At 71.5% G+C, this 17509-nt stretch carries 19 protein-coding genes; 9 read left to right on the top strand and 10 right to left on the bottom strand.

What is annotated here, in order from left to right:
- The first annotated feature begins 80 nt into the window (after positions 1–80).
- A complete protein-coding gene (gene gcl / locus ACFY30_RS05275) occupies positions 81–1865 on the top strand; it encodes a glyoxylate carboligase (RefSeq protein WP_390843804.1) in 1785 nt (594 codons plus the stop codon).
- A gap of 72 nt (positions 1866–1937) precedes the next feature.
- Here the strand turns inward: gcl and ACFY30_RS05280 are convergent, their stop codons facing one another.
- The 4 genes from ACFY30_RS05280 to ACFY30_RS05295 all read right to left on the bottom strand — a co-directional run bounded on the left by ACFY30_RS05280 (position 1938) and on the right by ACFY30_RS05295 (position 4912).
- Positions 1938–2573 carry a TIGR04222 domain-containing membrane protein gene (locus ACFY30_RS05280; RefSeq protein WP_390843805.1) on the bottom strand — a complete coding sequence of 212 codons (636 nt, stop codon included), beginning with the start codon at positions 2571–2573 and terminating at the stop codon, positions 1938–1940.
- Positions 2574–2706: 133 nt separating this feature from the next.
- A complete protein-coding gene (locus ACFY30_RS05285) occupies positions 2707–2952 on the bottom strand; it encodes a hypothetical protein (RefSeq protein WP_390843806.1) in 246 nt (81 codons plus the stop codon).
- A 221-nt stretch (positions 2953–3173) separates the two neighbouring features.
- Positions 3174–4067 (bottom strand): 2-hydroxy-3-oxopropionate reductase, encoded by an 894-nt coding sequence (locus tag ACFY30_RS05290; RefSeq protein WP_390843807.1) that lies wholly within the window; start codon positions 4065–4067, stop codon positions 3174–3176.
- Positions 4064–4912 carry a TIM barrel protein gene (locus ACFY30_RS05295; protein ID WP_390843808.1) on the bottom strand — a complete coding sequence of 283 codons (849 nt, stop codon included), beginning with the start codon at positions 4910–4912 and terminating at the stop codon, positions 4064–4066. Before ACFY30_RS05295 ends, ACFY30_RS05290 begins: the two co-directional genes overlap by 4 nt.
- Positions 4913–5191: 279 nt before the next feature.
- Between ACFY30_RS05295 and ACFY30_RS05300 the strand changes: the two genes are divergently transcribed.
- From ACFY30_RS05300 to ACFY30_RS05325, 6 genes are all read left to right on the top strand, one after another.
- Positions 5192–5455: a hypothetical protein gene (locus tag ACFY30_RS05300; protein WP_390843809.1), complete on the top strand. Its 264-nt coding sequence runs from the start codon at positions 5192–5194 to the stop codon at positions 5453–5455.
- Positions 5452–5820 (top strand): helix-turn-helix domain-containing protein, encoded by a 369-nt coding sequence (locus tag ACFY30_RS05305; protein ID WP_390658906.1) that lies wholly within the window; start codon positions 5452–5454, stop codon positions 5818–5820. Before ACFY30_RS05300 ends, ACFY30_RS05305 begins: the two co-directional genes overlap by 4 nt.
- 144 nt (positions 5821–5964) lie before the next feature.
- Positions 5965–6474: a 2-oxo-4-hydroxy-4-carboxy-5-ureidoimidazoline decarboxylase gene (uraD, locus tag ACFY30_RS05310; RefSeq protein ID WP_390843810.1), complete on the top strand. Its 510-nt coding sequence runs from the start codon at positions 5965–5967 to the stop codon at positions 6472–6474.
- Between the two features lie 7 nt (positions 6475–6481).
- On the top strand, positions 6482–6877 hold the full coding sequence (gene uraH / locus ACFY30_RS05315; protein ID WP_390843811.1) for a hydroxyisourate hydrolase: 396 nt from the start codon (positions 6482–6484) through the stop codon (positions 6875–6877).
- A gap of 4 nt (positions 6878–6881) precedes the next feature.
- Positions 6882–7784 (top strand): factor-independent urate hydroxylase, encoded by a 903-nt coding sequence (gene pucL, locus ACFY30_RS05320; RefSeq protein WP_390843812.1) that lies wholly within the window; start codon positions 6882–6884, stop codon positions 7782–7784.
- Positions 7785–7811: 27 nt separating this feature from the next.
- Complete coding sequence (locus tag ACFY30_RS05325) at positions 7812–9185, top strand: 8-oxoguanine deaminase (protein ID WP_390843813.1); 1374 nt, start codon at positions 7812–7814, stop codon at positions 9183–9185.
- A gap of 131 nt (positions 9186–9316) precedes the next feature.
- Here the strand turns inward: ACFY30_RS05325 and ACFY30_RS05330 are convergent, their stop codons facing one another.
- The 4 genes from ACFY30_RS05330 to ACFY30_RS05345 all read right to left on the bottom strand — a co-directional run bounded on the left by ACFY30_RS05330 (position 9317) and on the right by ACFY30_RS05345 (position 12619).
- Positions 9317–9916: an exonuclease gene (locus ACFY30_RS05330; RefSeq protein WP_390843814.1), complete on the bottom strand. Its 600-nt coding sequence runs from the start codon at positions 9914–9916 to the stop codon at positions 9317–9319.
- A 73-nt stretch (positions 9917–9989) separates the two neighbouring features.
- On the bottom strand, positions 9990–10412 hold the full coding sequence (locus tag ACFY30_RS05335) for an acyl-CoA thioesterase (protein ID WP_390843815.1): 423 nt from the start codon (positions 10410–10412) through the stop codon (positions 9990–9992).
- Between the two features lie 58 nt (positions 10413–10470).
- Positions 10471–11181 carry a hypothetical protein gene (locus ACFY30_RS05340; RefSeq protein ID WP_390843816.1) on the bottom strand — a complete coding sequence of 237 codons (711 nt, stop codon included), beginning with the start codon at positions 11179–11181 and terminating at the stop codon, positions 10471–10473.
- A gap of 229 nt (positions 11182–11410) precedes the next feature.
- Positions 11411–12619 (bottom strand): pyridoxal phosphate-dependent aminotransferase, encoded by a 1209-nt coding sequence (locus ACFY30_RS05345; protein ID WP_390843817.1) that lies wholly within the window; start codon positions 12617–12619, stop codon positions 11411–11413.
- Between the two features lie 86 nt (positions 12620–12705).
- Here ACFY30_RS05345 and ACFY30_RS05350 point away from each other — a divergent pair, with 86 nt between their 5' ends.
- On the top strand, positions 12706–13332 hold the full coding sequence (locus ACFY30_RS05350) for a winged helix-turn-helix transcriptional regulator (protein ID WP_390843818.1): 627 nt from the start codon (positions 12706–12708) through the stop codon (positions 13330–13332).
- A gap of 60 nt (positions 13333–13392) precedes the next feature.
- Here the strand turns inward: ACFY30_RS05350 and ACFY30_RS05355 are convergent, their stop codons facing one another.
- Both ACFY30_RS05355 and ACFY30_RS05360 read right to left on the bottom strand, forming a co-directional pair.
- On the bottom strand, positions 13393–14196 hold the full coding sequence (locus tag ACFY30_RS05355) for a hypothetical protein (protein ID WP_390843819.1): 804 nt from the start codon (positions 14194–14196) through the stop codon (positions 13393–13395).
- Entirely contained in the window at positions 14196–15458 is a 1263-nt protein-coding gene (locus ACFY30_RS05360) for a VWA domain-containing protein (protein WP_390843820.1), read from the bottom strand. The genes ACFY30_RS05355 and ACFY30_RS05360 overlap by 1 nt, the downstream gene beginning before the upstream one ends.
- A 424-nt stretch (positions 15459–15882) precedes the next feature.
- Between ACFY30_RS05360 and ACFY30_RS05365 the strand changes: the two genes are divergently transcribed.
- Positions 15883–17466: a class I adenylate-forming enzyme family protein gene (locus ACFY30_RS05365; RefSeq protein ID WP_390843821.1), complete on the top strand. Its 1584-nt coding sequence runs from the start codon at positions 15883–15885 to the stop codon at positions 17464–17466.
- Positions 17467–17509 lie beyond the last annotated feature (43 nt).

The raw sequence follows: 17509 nt of genomic DNA on the forward strand, positions 1-17509 counted from the left end.
AATACGGAAGTTCAGGGAAGCAGTTCTCGCCGCGGGGCGCGCCGGGAGAGCGAATCCGACAGTCGGAGCAGGAGTACTCGATGGCTCGAATGACCTCTGCCCGCGCGGCAGTTGAGATCCTCAGGCGCGAGGGCGTCAGCGCCGCGTTCGGGGTCCCCGGCGCGGCGATCAACCCGTTCTACGCGGCGCTCAAGGCCTCCGGCGGCATCCACCACACCCTCGCCCGCCATGTCGAGGGCGCCTCGCACATGGCCGAGGGCTACACCCGCACCCGTCCGGGCAACATCGGGGTCTGCGTCGGCACGTCCGGTCCGGCCGGCACCGACATGATCACCGGGCTGTACTCCGCCATCGGCGACTCCGTCCCGATCCTGTGCATCACGGGCCAGGCACCGACCGCCGTGATCCACAAGGAGGACTTCCAGGCCGTCGACATCGCCTCGATCGCCAGGCCGGTGACGAAGATGGCGGTCACCGTCCTGGAGGCGGCCCAGGTCCCCGGTGTCTTCCAGCAGGCCTTCCATCTGATGCGCTCGGGCCGGCCGGGCCCGGTGCTGATCGACCTGCCGGTCGACGTCCAGCTGACGGAGATCGAGTTCGACCCGGACACGTACGCCCCCCTGCCCGTCCACAAGCCCGCGGCGACCCGCGCCCAGATCGAGAAGGCGTTCGGCATGCTGGCCGCCGCCGAGCGCCCGCTGATCGTGGCGGGCGGCGGTGTCATCGGCGCCGACGCCTGCCGCCTCCTCGTGGAGTTCGCCGAGCTGACGGGGACTCCGGTCGTCCCGACCCTGATGGGCTGGGGCGCGATCCCCGACGGCCACGAGCTGAACGCCGGCATGGTCGGCCTGCAGACCTCGCACCGCTACGGCAACGCCACCTTCCTGGAGTCCGACTTCGTCCTCGGCATCGGCAACCGCTGGGCCAACCGCCACACCGGCCGCCTCGACGTCTACACGAAGGGCCGCACCTTCGTGCACGTCGACATCGAGCCCACCCAGATCGGCAGGATCTTCGCCCCCGACTACGGCATCGCCTCGGACGCCAGGGCGGCCCTGGAACTGTTCGTCGAGGTGGCCAGGGAGCGCACGGCGGACGGCGGGCTCCCCGACCGTTCCGCCTGGGCGGCGGCCACCCAGGAGAAGCGGGCCACCCTCCAGCGCCGTACGCACTTCGACGACATCCCGATCAAGCCGCAGCGGGTGTACGAGGAGATGAACAGGGCCTTCGGCCCCGAGACCCGGTACGTCACCGCCATCGGCCTCTCGCAGATCGCCGGCGCTCAGCTGCTGCACGTCCACCGGCCACGCCACTGGATCAACTGCGGTCAGGCCGGTCCGCTGGGCTGGACGATCCCGGCGGCGCTCGGCGTCGCCAGCGCCGACCCGCAGGCGCAGGTCGTCGCCCTCTCCGGCGACTACGACTTCCAGTTCATGATCGAGGAACTGGCGGTCGGCGCGCAGCACAAGATCCCGTACATCCATGTCCTCGTCAACAACTCCTACCTGGGCCTGATCCGCCAGGCGCAGCGGGCGTTCGGCATCGACTTCCAGGTCGGGCTGGACTTCGAGAACATCAACGCGCCGGAACTGGGCGGCTACGGCGTCGACCACGTCAAGGTCGCCGAAGGCCTCGGCTGCAAGGCGATCCGGGTGACCGACCCGAACGCGCTCGGCGCCGCCTTCGAGGAGGCCAGGAAACTCGCCGCCGAGTTCCGGGTGCCGGTCGTCGTCGAGGCGATCCTGGAACGCGTCACCGACATCGCGATGAGCGTCACCAACGACATCGGCGCCGTCGTGGAGTTCGAGGACGTCGCCACCGAACCGGGGCACGCGCCGACGTCGATCAGGGCGCTGAAGGTCTGACCCGGCCCGGGCGCGGGGCGGTCCGTCCGGGGACGGGCCGCCCCTTCGGCGTGTTCGGTACGAGCCGCGTGTTCAGTACGAGCCGCCGCAGGAGGCGGCTCCACCGCAGTGGAAGTACCCGCCCGTGCCGCCCCCGCGCGGAGCGTTGCGGTGGAACCCCTGGTCCGTCACCTCGGTGCCGGGGACCAGCCCCGCCCGCAGCGCGAACCGCGGCACGAGCAGGCTCAGCGCCGCCTCGCCGTGCAGGGCCACGGCCAGCACCGCCTCGTCCGCCGCAACGCCCTTCCCGCTCGCCGGGAGCGGGTGCCCGGCGAGCAGGGTCTGCAGTGCCCGCCGCCCGGCCCGGCTCCGGTGCGGCGGAAGGGCCCGCAGGAGACGGGCGGACCGCAGAGCGGCCGCCAGGTCGGCGAGGGCCCGGCGCACCGCCGGCCGGTTCATCAGCTCCGCCGGGCCGGCGGGCCGGACCAGTTCCGCGCGGACCGCCTCGGCCAGGGGCGCCAGGGCGCTCTCCCCGGACCGGGGAGGCGGGCCGCCCTGCCCGGGAGCGTCCTCGGACGCTCCCGAGGTCCGCAGTCTGCCGGGCCGGCCCGCTTCCACGACGCCCCGCAGATGCAGGTCGACGACGGCCACCGTGACGGCGGCGCGAGGGCCGCCGCGCAGCAGTGCGATCTCGTACGGCTGCAGCGGGACCGATCCGTCCACTCCCATGGCGACCCCCTGTGGCGGGGCCCGCCGCCCCCGTGCCGACGGGCCCCGCGTGACCACAATGTGCCCTGGCCCGGCCCCGGTCGAAGCCTGCTGCACCATGTTCAGAGGTTGATTTGAGGTTGGCGTACCCCGCCTACGCCTCCTGCTGTCCGTGCTGCTCCGACAGCCCCGGCCAGTCGTCCGGCCCGCCCCCCTGCCACTCGATGAAGTCGCTCTCCGCGAGGTCGGTCACGTACAGGTCGGCCAGCCGCAGGATCTCGCTGACGTCGTCCGCGTGCGTGGCGATGCCCAGGGTCTCGTCGCCCTCGGTGACCCGGCGGGATCCGTCGAGAGCCGGCGGATGCACCACGACGTGCGGATGCTCCGTTGGATGTGCCATGCCTTCAGCGTCCTGCCGCCGGGCCCCGTCCGCATGCCGAGGGCGGACGCGACGGGCCGGACGGGCCTTCCCTCACGTCGGGAAGGGCCGCCCGGGGCCGTCCGGCCGCCGTGGGCCGTTCAGGAGGTCGCGGGCCGTTCAGGAGGTCGCGGGGCCGGGCGGCGCCGTCGCTCCGGGCGCGACGGAGATGTCAGCGACGGCGCCGCCTGGGGTATCGGGGGTCAGACCCGGGCGCCCGAGAGGCGCTCCACCGCCCGCAGCAGCGCCGAGTGGTCCAGGCCGCCGTCGCCCTGGGCGCGCAGGGACGCGACCAGCTGCGCCACCACGGCACCGGCCGGCAGGGCCGCGCCGACGGCGCGGGCGGCGTCCGTGACGATGCCCAGGTCCTTGTGGTGCAGGTCGACGCGGAAGCCCGGCGCGAAGTCGCGCCGCAGGAAGTTTTCCTTCTTCCGTGCCAGGACCGTCGAGCCCGCCAGGCCGCCGCCGAGGACGTCCAGCGCGGCTTCGAGGTCCACGCCCGACTTCTCCAGGAAGACCACGGCCTCGGCGCACGCCTGGATGTTCAGGGCGACGACGAGCTGGTTGGCGGCCTTCACCGTCTGGCCGGAGCCGTGCGGCCCGCACCGTACGACGGTCTTGCCGAGCACCTCGAAGAGCGGCCTCGCGGCGTCGAAGTCGGCCTGCTCGCCGCCGACCATGATGGACAGCACGGCCTCGACGGCCCCGGCCTCACCGCCGGACACCGGCGCGTCCAGGACCCGGATGCCCCGGTCCCGGCCCGCCCTCGCCAGGTCGATCGAGGTCTGCGGGGTGATCGAGGACATGTCGATCAGCAGGGCGCCGGAGCGGGCGTTGTCCAGGATGCCGTCCGGGCCGTACGCGATCGCCTCGACCTGCGGGGAGGCGGGCACCATCGTGATGATCACGTCGGCACCGGCGACCGCCTCCGCGACGGACCCGGCCGCGGTGCCGCCGGCGGCGGCCAGCCGGTCCAGCTTGGCCTGCTCCAGGGTGTGGCCGGTGACGTCGTATCCCGCCTCGAGCAGGTTCTCGGACATGGGGGAGCCCATGATGCCGAGGCCTATCCAGGCGATCCTGGGACGCGTGTGGGTCATCGGGGTGCCTCTCGGTACGGGGGTCGGCGGGGCAGCCAGTCGAAGGCCTCGGCGCTCGGACGGTCGCCCGGCCGGTACTCCAGGCCGACCCAGCCGTCGTATCCGGCCTCGCGCAGCCGGTCGAGCAGGTCCTCCAGCGGCAGCGAGCCCGTGCCGGGCGCGCCGCGGCCGGGGTTGTCGGCGATCTGGACGTGGCCGGTCCTCGCCGCGTAGGTCTCGATCACCCGCGGCAGGTCCTCGCCGTTCATCGACAGGTGGTAGAGGTCCATCAGGAACCGCGCGTTGCCGAGTCCTGTCGCCGCGTTGACCCGGTCGGCGATCCCGACCGCCGCGGGCGCGCTCACCAGGGGATACCGCGGCGACTCGGCCTTGTTCAGCGCCTCGATCAGCAGGACCGCGCCGATCCGGTCGGCGGCACGGGCCGCGAGCACCAGGTTCTCCAGCGCCAGCGCGTCCTGCTCGGCCGGGTCGACGCCGTCGACGCGGTTGCCGTAGAGGGCGTTGAGCGCCGTGCAGCCCAGGGACGCGGCGAAGCCGGCGGCCACGTCGACGTTGGCGCGGAACCGCCGCGACTCCTCGCCGGGCAGCGACAGGGCGCCGCGGTCCGGGCCGGGGAGCTCTCCGGCGTAGAAGTTCAGGCCCGTGAGCCGTACGCCCGCGTCCTCGATCGCGCGCTTCAGGGCGTGCAGCGCGGACCGCTCGGGGGTGGGCGTGTCGGTCCACGGCCACCACAGCTCGACCGCGGTGAAGCCGGCCGCGGCGGCGGCCGCCGGGCGCTCCAGGAGCGGGAGTTCCGTGAAGAGGATCGACAGGTTGACGTCGAAGCGCCGGTCTTCGAATCCCATGGGTGCCGCGCTCCCTTCCGCGTCGAGTGCGTTACGGCATTCCGCATTGTGGAAGTTATTTTCTGCTTGTTGGAAGATTGTCGTCGCGGTCGCGGCTTGTCAAGGGTGGAGGGGCGCCGGGAGGTGCGGAGCGGGGGCGGGGGGTGTCCCGTGGTGTCCGTGAGGCCCTGCTGCTCGCCCCCGCGGTCCGTTAGGGTCGGGGTCCCGGGTGCCGGGTGCCCGGCTCGCCCTCCCGTCGAGGGCCGTGACACTGTGCGGGTCGGAGAGGTGTGGGGCGCGATGCGACTGAAAGTGGAGTTCACCACCGAGCCCTTCGACCTGGACGAGGCGCCCCCGCACGCGCTGGTGGCCCGTGAGGTGATCGAGGCGGCCGACCTGGACTCGGTCGACGTCGGGCCGTTCGGCAACACCGCGGAGGGGCGCGCGGACGAGGTGCTCGCCGCCGTGGACGCCCTGCTGCGCAAGTCCCTCGGTGCGGGCGCCACCCGGATCTCCCTCCAGGTCAACGTCGTCGGCGACGGCGGCACGGGGGAGGGGGCGTGACCGGCACCGGCGACGAGCCCTTCATCGCGGCAGTGAAGCCGCTGGTCGACGCGATGGGCGGCGAGATGGTCCCGCCCGACGAGGCCGGACCCGACGACGTGGTCCTCGCCTGGGAGGGCGCCGACGTCGTCGCCGTACGCCTGCCCCAGCTCGCCGACTCCCTCGACCACATCCTGGCCGCCATGGAGCGCAAGAAGGGCAAGCCGCTCGCCGATCTGGACCGCAAGGCCAAGCAGGAGGTCGTCCGGATACTCGAGGCGCGCGGCGCCTTCTCCGTACGGCACGGCGTGGAGACCGTCGCGAGCGCGCTCGGGGTCAGCCGCTTCACGGTCTACAACTATCTCAACCGGGAGAAAGAGGCCTGACCGGCCCTCGGGGCGCGGGTGGGGCCGGCCGGGGCTTCGTAACCCGGAATTTTCAACAAAGTGTTGACGTGATGTTGCGAGGAGGCGTTAGCTGAGCGCAGTCCGTTCGGCATGACGGCCGTTCCCGCGGCCACGGAGGCTCCCGTGACTTCGACTTCCCCGTCCCCGGGCCTGGCCCGGTTCAACCAGCTCGAGGAGTCCGCGGCCCGCGCCGCCCTCCTCGACGCGTGCGCCTCCACGACCTGGGCGAACCGGCTGCTCGCGGCCCGTCCGTACGCCACCGCCGACGAGCTGTACACCGCCGGTGACGCCGCCCTGGCCGGGCTGAGCGAGGCCGACCTGGACGAGGCGGTGGCCGGGCATCCGCCGATCGGCCGCCCCCGGCCCGGCGACCCGGTCTCGGCCCGCGAGCAGCGCGGCATGGCCGGCGCCCCCGAGGAGCTCAGGGCGGAGATGCTCGAACTCAACCTGGCCTACCAGGAGAAGTTCGGTCATGTCTTCCTGATCTGCGCCACCGGCCGCACCGGCGAGCAGATGCGCGACGCCGTGAAGGAACGACTCGGCAACGCGCCGGAGCGGGAACGGGAGATCGTCCGCACCGAGCTCGGCAAGATCAACCGTATCCGTCTGGCCCGGCTCGTCGAAGAGGACTGAGAGCAGCATGCACACCAGCACCACCGCTTCCGTGTCCACCCACATCCTGGACACCAGCGTCGGCCGCCCCGCCCCGGGCGTCGCCGTCCGGCTCGCGGCCCGCCCCGGCCGGGACGCGGACTGGCGGGCGCTCGGCGGCTCCGCGACCGACGCGGACGGCCGGTGCAAGGACCTCCCGGCGCTGCCGGAGGGGACCACCCACGTACGGCTCGACTTCGCGGTCGAGGCGTACTTCGAGAACGAGCGAGCCGAGGCGCGGCAGGACGCCCCCGCGAACCGGGACGGCGGTCCCGGGGTGTTCTTCCCGGAGGTGGCGGTCACGTTCGCCGTCGTACCGGGCGAGCACTACCACGTACCGCTGCTGCTCAACCCGTTCGGCTACTCCGTATACCGAGGGAGCTAGCTCCATGCCCATCCTGGGACAGAACCAGTACGGCAAGGCCGAGAACCGAGTCGTGAAGATCACGCGGGACGGCGCCACCCACCACATCAAGGACCTCAACGTGTCGGTGTCGCTGAGCGGCGACATGGACGAGGTCCACTACTCCGGCTCCAACGCCAGCGTCCTGCCGACCGACACCACCAAGAACACGGTGTACGCGTTCGCCAAGGAGCACGGCATCGAGTCCGCCGAGCAGTTCGGCATCCACCTCGCCCGGCACTTCGTCACCAGCCAGGACGCCATCCACCGGGCCCGCATCCGCATCGAGGAGTACGCCTGGGAGCGCATCGAGCACTCCGGGGAGGGCGCGCACTCGTTCGTCCGCGCGGGCCAGGAGACCCGCCTGGCGCAGATCACCTTCGACGGCACGTCGTGGGAGGTGGTCTCCGGTCTCAAGGACCTGGTCGTGATGAACTCCACCGACTCCGAGTTCTGGGGCTACGTCAAGGACAAGTACACGACGCTCCCCGAGGCGTACGACCGCATCCTCGCCACGCAGGTCTCCGGCCGCTGGCGCTTCAACTGGTCCGACGACGCCCAGGAGACGCCCGACTGGGACGAGTCCTACGCGCAGACGCGCAGGCACACGCTCCAGGCGTTCGCCGAGACGTACTCGCTGTCGCTGCAGCAGACGCTGTACCAGATGGGTTCGCGGATCATCGACCACCGCGGCGAGATCGACGAGGTCCGCTTCTCGCTCCCCAACAAGCACCACTTCCTCGTCGACCTGGAGCCGTTCGGGCTGAAGAACGCCACCCCCGACGGGGCCGTCTACTACGCCGCCGACCGCCCCTACGGGCTGATCGAGGCCACGATCCTGCGGGACGGCTGCGAGGCGAGGATCCCGGTCGACCTCAGCAACCTCTGACGCGGACACGAAAGCGAAGGACCCACCATGACCCAGCGCATCGTCATCGAGAACGCGGCGATCGCGACCGTGGACGCGCGGGACACCGAGTACGCCCGAGGGTACGTCGTCCTCGCCGGCAACCGCATCGAGGCGGTCGGCGCGGGCACGGCGCCGGAGGGACTCGAGGACGTCGTCCGGCGCGTCGACGCCACCGGGCACCTGGTCACCCCCGGCCTGGTCAACACCCACCACCACTTCTACCAGTGGATCACCCGCGGCCTGGCCACCGACCACAACCTCTTCGACTGGCTCGTCGCGCTCTACCCGACCTGGGCGCGCATCGACGAACCCATGGTCCGGGCGGCCGCCCAGGGCTCGCTCGCGATGATGGCCCGGGGCGGTGTCACCACCGCCATGGACCACCACTACGTCTTCCCCGAGGGGTCCGGTGACCTCTCCGGCGCGATCATCGGCGCCGCCCGCGACATGGGTGTCCGCTTCACCCTGGCCCGTGGCTCGATGGACCGCAGCGAGAAGGACGGTGGTCTGCCGCCGGACTTCGCGGTCGAGACCCTCGACGACGCGCTCGCCGCCACCGAGGAGACCGTCGGGCGACATCACGACAGCTCCTTCGACGCGATGACCCAGGTGGCCGTCGCCCCCTGCTCGCCGTTCTCCGTCTCCACCGAACTCATGCGGGAGGGCGCGGAACTGGCGCGTCGGCTCGGGGTGCGCCTGCACACCCACGGCTCGGAGACGGTGGAGGAGGAGAAGTTCTGCCACGAGCTGTTCGGCATGGGCCCGACCGACTACTTCGAGTCCACCGGCTGGCTCGGGGAGGACGTGTGGATGGCGCACTGCGTCCACATGAGCGACTCCGACATCGAGGCCTTCGCCCGTACGAGGACGGGCGTCGCCCACTGCCCGTCCTCCAACGCCCGTCTGGCCGCCGGCATCGCCCGCGTCCCCGACATGCTGGCGGCCGGTGTCCCGGTCGGCCTCGGCGTGGACGGCACGGCGTCCAACGAGTCCGGCGAGCTGCACACCGAACTGCGCAACGCGCTGCTCGTCAACCGCCTCGGCGCCCACCGCGAGGCCGCCCTGAACGCCCGTCAGGCACTGCGGCTGGGCACGTTCGGCGGCGCCCAGGTCCTGGGCCGGGCCCGCGAGATCGGCTCGCTGGAGCCGGGCAAGCTCGCCGACCTGGTGCTGTGGCGGCTGGACACCCTGGCCCACGCCTCCATCGCCGACCCGGTCACCGCCCTGGTCTTCGGCGCGGCCGCCCCGGTCACCGCCTCCTTCGTGAACGGCCGTCAGATCGTGCGGGACGGCCGCCTGCTGACCGCGGACGAGGACGCGATCGCGCGCTCGACACGGGAGGAGGCCCGGCGGCTCGCCCGGATCGCCGGACTGAGCTGACCCGCCCGGACCTCCGGCCGAGGGGGACGGCCCTCGGCCGGAGCCATGACCCCGGCGGGGCTCATGGCGACCGTCACCGGGGCACGCACCGCACCCGCGTGCCCCGGTGAGGCCCAAGGCTCCCGACCGGGTCAGACCGACCCGGGTCCCGGCCACCGCATGAGGTTGGCGAACAGTTCGGCCTGCTCCACCGCGTCGTCGAGGGCGTGGTGCGTGTGGCGGCGGCCGGGCAGCAGCTCGGGCGGCATCGAGCGCTTTCCGACCGCCCGCAGCGGGACGCCCGCCTTGCCGGCGTACAGCGTCTTCATGTCCAGACAGCCCGAGTGGCCGAACGGGCTCCCGCCGGTGAAGCGGATCAGGTACCAGTAGAGGAACATCCAGTCGTACGACGCCGGATAGCCGCACATCACCGGCTGGGCGTCGCCGCTGACCTCGCGTACCCAGCGGCTGAACTGCGCCAGCGCCAGGGCGGGGTCGAGTCCCTCCTCCGCCAGTCGCCGCCGGTCGAGCCCGCTCACGGCCAGTGCCTCGGGGACGAAGTCCTCGCTGATCGGCCGCAGCTCACGGTAGAAGGTGTGCCGGGCGGGGTCCGCAGCGGTGAACCCGTCGGCGTCCTGCCGGCCGGCCACCGCCGCGCCCAGGCTCAGCAGGGAGTACGGTCCGGGGATCGGTCCGTCGGCCTCGACGTCCACGGAGATGTAGAGGCTGGGTCGGATGCGTCGGGTGGCCATGGGGCCGCAGCATCGCAGGTCCGCGGTGCGCTCCGCATCCGAATTCGGCCTCCGTGCGACCGAAGCGGTGTGACTACAGCCCGAACAGGCTGGGGTCCGAGGCCAGTTCCTTGAACCAGTCCTGGGGGTTCGCCACCATCCGCCGCTCCTTGAGGTCCAGCAGTCCGCCGATCGCCGTCAGCTCGGCCGCGACCGTGCCGTCCGTCTTGCTGATGGTCTGCTCGATCCGGAACGTCTTGCCGCCGCCCCACTCGAAGACGCACGTCACGTCGACCTCGTCGCCGGCGACCAGCTCACGTCGGTAGCGGATGGTCGTCTCCAGGGCGACCGGGCCCACCCCGCGGGCGTTGAGGCCGCTCTGGGTGATGCCCGCCGCGTGCAGCAGCGACCAGCGGGCGTGCTCCGCGTAGTTGATGTACACGCTCTGGTTGACGTGGCCCTGCACGTCCGTCTCGTACCCGCGGACGGTGACCCGGACGGAAAACGGCTCGCTCACTGCTTCCCCTTCTCGACGACGAGGGAACGATGCCCCGGGCACCGATCTTGGCATGTCCTCACACCCGGCGTGGGGAAGCCAGCAGATAGCGCGCTCTGGTCCGGGGATCGGTGTGCTCGCCCACCTGCCAGCCCGCCTTCTCCAGTGTCGCCGCACAGGCCCGCAGCGTCGCGTCGTCCGGCCCGCGCACGGCGACCGCCTCCGGCTGCGGGGTCGCCCGCACCCGGTAACCGCCGGGGTCCGGCCCGCGACCCGCGCTCCCCGCTCCCGAGGTCCCGGCGCCCGGCCCGAAGGCCGCCGTGTCCGGGCCCGCCGGACGGTGTCCCGCCGCTTCCAGGGCCAGCGCGGCGGCCTGTACGAGGTGCGTGCGCTCCCAGCCGCACGGCCGGTCCACGGAGCCGTCCGGATTGGTCATCCGGCGCAGCTCCAGCAGCCCCTGCCAGGCACTGTGCACCTCACGCGCACGGGCGGGCCCGCCCGCGCCGGCGTCCTCCTCGCCGCCGACCCGCGCGGCGAACACCCCGGCGTCGCTCCTCCCCCCGGGCGGCTCGGGCGCGGGCGCGGCCTCGGGCTCCGCCCGCGCCTCCGCCTCCCGTATCCGGTGCCCCGCCGGTGTCAGGAAGTGGTCGTGCGGCGGCCGCGGATGGCGGAACGCGAGCCCCCGCTTCACCAGCGCCGCGAGCTGCGCCTCGGTGCCCCTGAGCCGCCCGGTGACGGGTTCGGCGGCGTCGATCACCCGCCGCTGCGCGGCGGTGGGCGGTCGTGTCACTGCGTGCTCCCTCCGAGTGGTGCCGGCCCACTCGAAGGCTACGACCCGGGTCTGACATTCCGGGCGGCGATCACCGGTCGTCCGTGCTCGGTGCGCAGCCGGCCCAGGGGGCCCGTGGCGAGCTGGAACAGCGCTCCCGCCGAGCCGCCGGCACCCCGCACCCGTCGGTGTCGCGGAGCGCGGCGTCGACCCCGGCCCGGCGGGGCACCCCCACCGCAGGCCGGGACGACTACTGCCGGTATCCGCTCAGGAACCGCCCGATGCGCCCGATCGCCGCCTCCAGGTCGTCCGCGTGGGGGAGCGTGAGGATGCGGAAGTGGTCGGGGGCGGGCCAGTTGAAGCCGGTGCCCTGGACGACCTGGATCTTCTCGCGCAGCAGCAGGTCCAGGACGAACTTCTCGTCGTCGTGGATCGGGTGCACCTTGGGATCGATGCGGGGGAACGCGTACAGCGCGCCCTTGGGCTTCACGCAGGACACGCCCGGGATCTCGTTGAGCTTCTCCCAGGCCACGTCGCGCTGCTCGTGGAGCCTGCCGCCCGGTGCGGTGAGGTCCCGGATGGACTGGCGGCCGCCGAGCGCGGCCTGGATGGCGTACTGGGCGGGCGCGTTGGCGCACAGCCGCATGGAGGCCAGCATGGTGAGGCCCTCCAGGTAGTCCTTCGCGTGCTGCTTCGGACCGGTCACGACCAGCCAGCCGGAGCGGAAGCCCGCCACCCGGTACGTCTTCGACAGCCCGCAGAAGGTCAGGACCACCAGATCGGGGGCGAGCGCGGCGGCCGAGTGGTGCACGGCGTCGTCGTACAGGATCTGGTCGTAGATCTCGTCGGCGAAGACCATCAGACCGTGCCGGCGGGCCAGGTCGAGGATGCCCTCGACGATCTCCTTCGGGTACACCGCGCCCGTGGGGTTGTTCGGGTTGATGATCACGACGGCCTTGGTGCGGTCCGTGATCTTCGAGGCCATGTCGTCCAGGTCGGGATACCAGTCCGCCTGCTCGTCGCAGAGGTAGTGCACCGCCTTGCCGCCCGCGAGGGTGGTCACCGCCGTCCAGAGGGGGAAGTCGGGAGCGGGGATCAGGATCTCGTCGCCGTCCTCGACCAGGGCCTGCACGGCCATCGAGATCAGCTCGGAGATGCCGTTGCCGAGGAAGACGTCGTCCACGCCGACCTCCAGGCCCAGGGTCTGGTAGCGCTGGGCCACGGCACGGCGGGCGGAGAGGATGCCGCGCGAGTCGGTGTAGCCGTGCGCCTGCGGCAGCATCCGGATCATGTCCTGGAGGATCTCCTCCGGGGCCTCGAAGCCGAAGAGCGCCGGGTTGCCGGTGTTCAGGCGCAGCACGCTGTGGCCCGCCTTCTCGAGCGCGTTCGCATGCTCGACCACCGGCCCGCGGATCTCGTAGCAGACCTCGCTGAGCTTGTTCGACTGCCGGAACTCCATGCGCGCTCGCCCCTCCGGTTGTGGTGTTGCTTGGTTTTACCAAGTTCAAGCTTGGAAAGTCCAACGACATGTCTAGACTGCGTCGCATGTCACCTCGTCGAAGCTACGACCAGTACTGCTCCGCCGCTCGCGCGCTCGACGCCGTCGGGGACCGCTGGACCCTGCTGATCGTCCGGGAACTGCTCGCGGGCCCGCGCCGCTACACGGACCTGCACGCCGACCTGCCGGGCGTCAGCACGGATGTACTCGCCGGGCGGCTGAGGGACATGGAGCGGGACGGGCTGGCCACCCGGCGGCGCATGCCTCCGCCGGGCGCGGCCTACGTCTACGAACTCACCCGACGCGGGCGGGAGTTGCTGCCGGTGCTGCAGGCGCTGGGCAGGTGGGGCGAGGGCGAGCTCGGCGAGCGCCGCCCCACCGACGCCGTCCGCGCCCACTGGTTCGCGCTGCCGTTGCTGCGCGCGCTGGAGGGCGAGGGCCTCGTCGAAGTCCGCCTGGAAGAAGGGCACTTCCATGTCCTGGTCGGCGCGCAGGACGGGCCGGTCTACGGCGACGGCCCCGCCCCCCGGGAACCCGACGCGCGGCTCGCACTGGACGCCGGCACCAGCGCGGCCCTGTCCCGGGGGGAGCTGAGCGTGGCGGACGCGGTGCGCGCCGGGCGGATCGACGTCAGCGGCGACGGGACGCTCGCGAAGGCACTGCGCGAGGCGTGACCCACACGCAAGGCCCACCACCGGGCGGTGGTGGGCCTTGTGACGGGGCGTCGGGGAGGGTCAGGCGCCCGGTGGCACCTGCCGCGGACGTCCCGACCCGCGCGTCAGCGTGTAACCGCCGATCCCGGCCAGCGCCGCCAGCACCGCGCCGAACGCGCTCCACACCCAGCGGTCGGACCACCAGCCGGACGCCCAGCCGTCGTCCGGCTCGATGCTCGACAGCACGGCCGACGCCGACGTGTCGTCGTCCTCCGCCTCCGACGTGACCGCGATCCCGGGGACGAGCGGCTTCGCCAGCGAGCCGTCCACCGCCGCCGAGCCGCCGATGTCCTTGGAGTCCACCCGCAGTTCCGCGCTCACCGGCTGACCCAGGTCGGCGGCGCCGAGGCCGGTGGCCGTCAGCCGGACGTAGTACGTGCCCGGCAGGGGGTCGTTCGCCCACGGCTCGGACCAGGCGCGGACCGTGCGCAGCACACAGGCCAGCTCCACGGAGGAGGCGCCCTGGGCGGCGGTGCGGGTCTGGGCGCCGTACTGGCAGGCCTGACGGCGCCGCAGGCCGTCGTACACGTCGATCTGCCACGTCTGCGCCGCGTGCGCGCCGGGCAGCTTCACCGTCGTCCTGACGGTGGGCCGCTGGCCGGTGTCGGCCGGGAACGACCAGTACAGATAGTCACCCGTGGAGGCGCTCGCCGTCGCCGTCCGCCCCTGCTCGACCTCCACCGCCGTACGGAACGACGTGCCCGCGGAGGTCGGCGCGGAGCTGTCCCCGGACGGACTCGCGGAGGGCGAGGAGTCGGCGGCGGCCGGTCCGGCCGCAAGGCCCAGCGCCAGCAGCGCGGTGCTCAACACTCGTGTGATCCGCATCAGTTGGTCCTCCAGACCGCGACACGCCAGCGCGACAGCCAGCCCCAGACCAGACCCGCGAGGAAACCGGCCAGCACCAGGAGGCCGAGCAGCCACCAGCCGCGCCCGAGGCCGAAGGAGGCCACGTCGCTCGCCTGCGACGGACCGTCGACCACGTCCACGGTCAGCTCCACGGGCATGCCCGGCGTGGTCTTCACCCCGGAGGCCGCCGAGAACGCGTTCGTCACCTGGAGGCAGACGGTCTCGGCCGGTGCCTCCTCGTCGTCGCTCTCCGCCTTCGGGTAGCGCAGACCGGTCGAGATGACGTCGGTGCGGCCGTTGCCCGCCGACTCGCCGCGCACGATCTCCCGGCCGTGCACCGTGACCGCCCGGAGCAGCACCCCGTAGTCGGGGTTCATCGTCCGGTCCGCCGCCACGCTCACCGAAGCCCGCAGCTCCTGGCCCGGCTCGACGTCCACCCGGTACCAGCGCTCCTGGCCGAACTCCTCGCGGTCGGTGTACAGGCCCGACTTGAGGGTGGGCGCCTTCGCGCAGGAGTCCGCACCGTCCGTGGCGACCGGCGTCACCACCGGGTCGGCCGCGCGGTCCACCAACTGGTTGACCTTGTCGGTGAGTTCCTCCGTGTGCTCGACCGAGGTGTACGTCCCGCCGGTCGCCTCGGCGATGCAGCTCAGCTGCTGCCGCATCTTCGTGTTGGGCACCAGGCCGAGGGTGTCGATGGTCAGGCCGATGCCCTTGGCGGCTATCTCCCGGGCCACCTCGCACGGGTCGAGCGGCGCGCAGGTGTCCTCGCCGTCGCTGATCAGCACGATCCGCTTGGAGCCGGTGCCGCCGTCGAGGTCGTCGGCCGCCTTCAGCAGGGCGGGGCCGATCGGGGTCCAGCCGGTGGGGGACAGGGTCGCCACGGCCGTCTTGGCCTCGGTGCGGTCCAGCGGGCCGACCGGGTAGAGCTGCGCGGTGTCCTTGCAGCCCGTCTTCTGGTCGTCGCCGGGGTAGTCGGCGCCGAGGGTGCGGATGCCGAGGAGGACGTTCTCCGGGGTCGCGTCCAGCACCTCGTTGAACGCCTGCTTGGCCGCGGCCATGCGCGTCCCGCCGTCGATGTCCTTCGTCCGCATCGAGCCGCTGACGTCGAGGACCAGGTCGACCTTGGGCGCGAGGGCGGTGGTCTCGTCGGCGACCGCCCCGGCCGGGAACGCGAGCCCGGCCGTGAACGCGGCGAGCAGGGCGCAGACGCCCGCCGCCAGCCGTTGTGTTCTGATCATCGGCGGATCCTATTGATCAGGGGTGTCCCGCCACAAAACGGGGTGGGCAACGGACGGCGAACGGCCCGCGGACCCCGCCCCCTTGAAGCCCACCCACCCGGACTCCGGCATCCCCCCACTGCTTCGGGCCGCTGCTGGGCGAGCCAGGTGACGACACACCGCAGGCGTCCACAGCTCATGGTGGGGAGGGGCGCGACACCGACACCGTGCGGACGGCCACCCCGCACACGGTCACCCCATCGAGAACGCCGACGCCCTGGGCGGCCCTCCGGTGCGTGCCCCGAACGGCTACCCCGATCGGGATGCCTTCCGACACTCCGTTGTAGCCAGTCGAACGATCTACCGCCTACTGCAATCGCATGGTGAAGATTGAATGCCCAATTGGATGACGTCGTGATAGTTGGCAAGGTCGAAGGAAGGTCCCATGAGCCTGCCTGAGCATTGGTGGAGCGCAAGTCGAAGCTATGTCTCGGAGATCCTCTCGCTGCTCGCAGCCACGCCGGATCGGGATGTCGTTCATTGGCGTGGCGAAGCCTTCTCAGGTGGCGACCTGATCCGGTCCGTGACGGAGGCATTCCTTGCGCTGCGCAACCGCGGAGTGGGCAAGGGGGATGTGGTGGCGATTCTCGTCGCGCCCAACAGTCCTGAGATGCTGACCGTGCGGTACGCGACACATCTGCTCGGCGGCGCCGTGTGCTATCTGCGAACCACCAATCCTGGTACCAGGACAACGGTCCTTCCGCTGGATCACCAGATTCAGATCCTGCGCGAAACCGAAGCCGTGACCGTCTATGCCGATGCCGAGAGTTCGGAGCGCGCGACAGAGCTCGCCGATGGCAGCGGGATCCCCGTGACGCGAGGTCAGGATGGGGAACGCAGTGAGGTCGGCCGGGTCGATGGCGCCGATGCCCCGGACGCCGTGTCATGGGATCCGCAGGCGCTGGCCTTCATCGGCTTCACGAGCGGCAGCACGGGCCGGCCCAAGGGCATCCGGTTGTCGGGCCGCGCGTGGGAAGCCACGATGCGTGCATGGATGGGCGTCGGCCGTGAATACGACTGTGCGTCGATCCTGGTGTCGACCCCTCTGAGCCATGGCGTTGCCGCGATGGTGGACGCAGTCTTCGCCCTGGGCGGAGCGCTCCATCTCCATGAGAGCTTCGATGCGGAGAAATTCGTGGACACCGTCTCCGCGGAGAAGGAGGTCTCGTGGACGTTCATGGCAACGAATCACGTGTTCCAACTCATCGACCATCTGGCCGGCCGAGGAATCCGTGACACTGCCGCTGTGGAAGCCGCGGGCCTGTCCTCGCTGAAGCGGATCGTCTACGGCGGAAGCCCCGCGGCACCCGCGAGAATCGCACAGGCTTTTCAGCTTTTCGGCCCTGTTCTGGCGCAGGGATATGCCACGAGTGAGAGCGGTCGGATCACGATCCTGACGCCTCAGGAGCACGGCGACCCAGAACTCGCGGCCACTGTCGGTCGGCCCTTCCCCGAGGTGGAGGTCGTCGTCTGCAACTCGAATTCGGGCGCGCAGTTGGCGGCGGGGGAGATCGGCGAGGTTCGGGTCCGCTCGCCTCAGATGATGGACGGCTACAACGGCAACCCGGAATTGACCGCACAAGTTCTTCGTGACGGCTGGTATTTCACCGGAGACATCGGTCGTCTCGACGAGCGAGGTTATCTGACTCTCCTGGGCCGGGTGGCCCACGTCATCAAGGTCGGCGGCGTCAAGGTTCATCCCATCGTTCTCGAGGCGGAAATTCTTTCCCACCCGGGTGTCCTGCACGCCGCCGTCTACGGCGTGCAGGACGAGGATGGAAGCGATCACATCCACGCCGCGATCGAATGCGATCCGGCTGAGGTGGTCGAAGTGGAAGGCATCCGCGCGAGGATCGCCGAGGCGCTTTCTCCGATTCACGTTCCCGAGAAGATACACGTCCTGAGCGCCCTGCCGATGAACAGCAACGGCAAGCCCGACAAGGTGCTTCTGAGGTCGCAATATTCCTAGCGTGGACCTTTCGGTTCGCAGGTCAATCCAACTGCTACGTCGA

The sequence above is a fragment of the Streptomyces sp. NPDC000345 genome (assembly GCF_042898825.1).
In the GTDB taxonomy this organism is placed as follows: Bacteria; Actinomycetota; Actinomycetes; order Streptomycetales; family Streptomycetaceae; genus Streptomyces.

What these genes read in the sequence shown, in the direction of transcription:
- gcl (WP_390843804.1), top strand. Translation starts at nt 81, where the DNA reads ATGGCTCGAATGACCTCTGCCCGCGCGGCAGTTGAGATCCTCAGGCGC.
- ACFY30_RS05280 (WP_390843805.1), bottom strand. Translation starts at nt 2,573, where the DNA reads ATGGGAGTGGACGGATCGGTCCCGCTGCAGCCGTACGAGATCGCACTG.
- ACFY30_RS05285 (WP_390843806.1), bottom strand. Translation starts at nt 2,952, where the DNA reads ATGGCACATCCAACGGAGCATCCGCACGTCGTGGTGCATCCGCCGGCT.
- ACFY30_RS05290 (WP_390843807.1), bottom strand. Translation starts at nt 4,067, where the DNA reads ATGACCCACACGCGTCCCAGGATCGCCTGGATAGGCCTCGGCATCATG.
- ACFY30_RS05295 (WP_390843808.1), bottom strand. Translation starts at nt 4,912, where the DNA reads ATGGGATTCGAAGACCGGCGCTTCGACGTCAACCTGTCGATCCTCTTC.
- ACFY30_RS05300 (WP_390843809.1), top strand. Translation starts at nt 5,192, where the DNA reads ATGCGACTGAAAGTGGAGTTCACCACCGAGCCCTTCGACCTGGACGAG.
- uraH (WP_390843811.1), top strand. Translation starts at nt 6,482, where the DNA reads ATGCACACCAGCACCACCGCTTCCGTGTCCACCCACATCCTGGACACC.
- pucL (WP_390843812.1), top strand. Translation starts at nt 6,882, where the DNA reads ATGCCCATCCTGGGACAGAACCAGTACGGCAAGGCCGAGAACCGAGTC.
- ACFY30_RS05325 (WP_390843813.1), top strand. Translation starts at nt 7,812, where the DNA reads ATGACCCAGCGCATCGTCATCGAGAACGCGGCGATCGCGACCGTGGAC.
- ACFY30_RS05330 (WP_390843814.1), bottom strand. Translation starts at nt 9,916, where the DNA reads ATGGCCACCCGACGCATCCGACCCAGCCTCTACATCTCCGTGGACGTC.
- ACFY30_RS05345 (WP_390843817.1), bottom strand. Translation starts at nt 12,619, where the DNA reads ATGGAGTTCCGGCAGTCGAACAAGCTCAGCGAGGTCTGCTACGAGATC.
- ACFY30_RS05350 (WP_390843818.1), top strand. Translation starts at nt 12,706, where the DNA reads ATGTCACCTCGTCGAAGCTACGACCAGTACTGCTCCGCCGCTCGCGCG.
- ACFY30_RS05355 (WP_390843819.1), bottom strand. Translation starts at nt 14,196, where the DNA reads ATGCGGATCACACGAGTGTTGAGCACCGCGCTGCTGGCGCTGGGCCTT.
- ACFY30_RS05360 (WP_390843820.1), bottom strand. Translation starts at nt 15,458, where the DNA reads ATGATCAGAACACAACGGCTGGCGGCGGGCGTCTGCGCCCTGCTCGCC.
- ACFY30_RS05365 (WP_390843821.1), top strand. Translation starts at nt 15,883, where the DNA reads ATGAGCCTGCCTGAGCATTGGTGGAGCGCAAGTCGAAGCTATGTCTCG.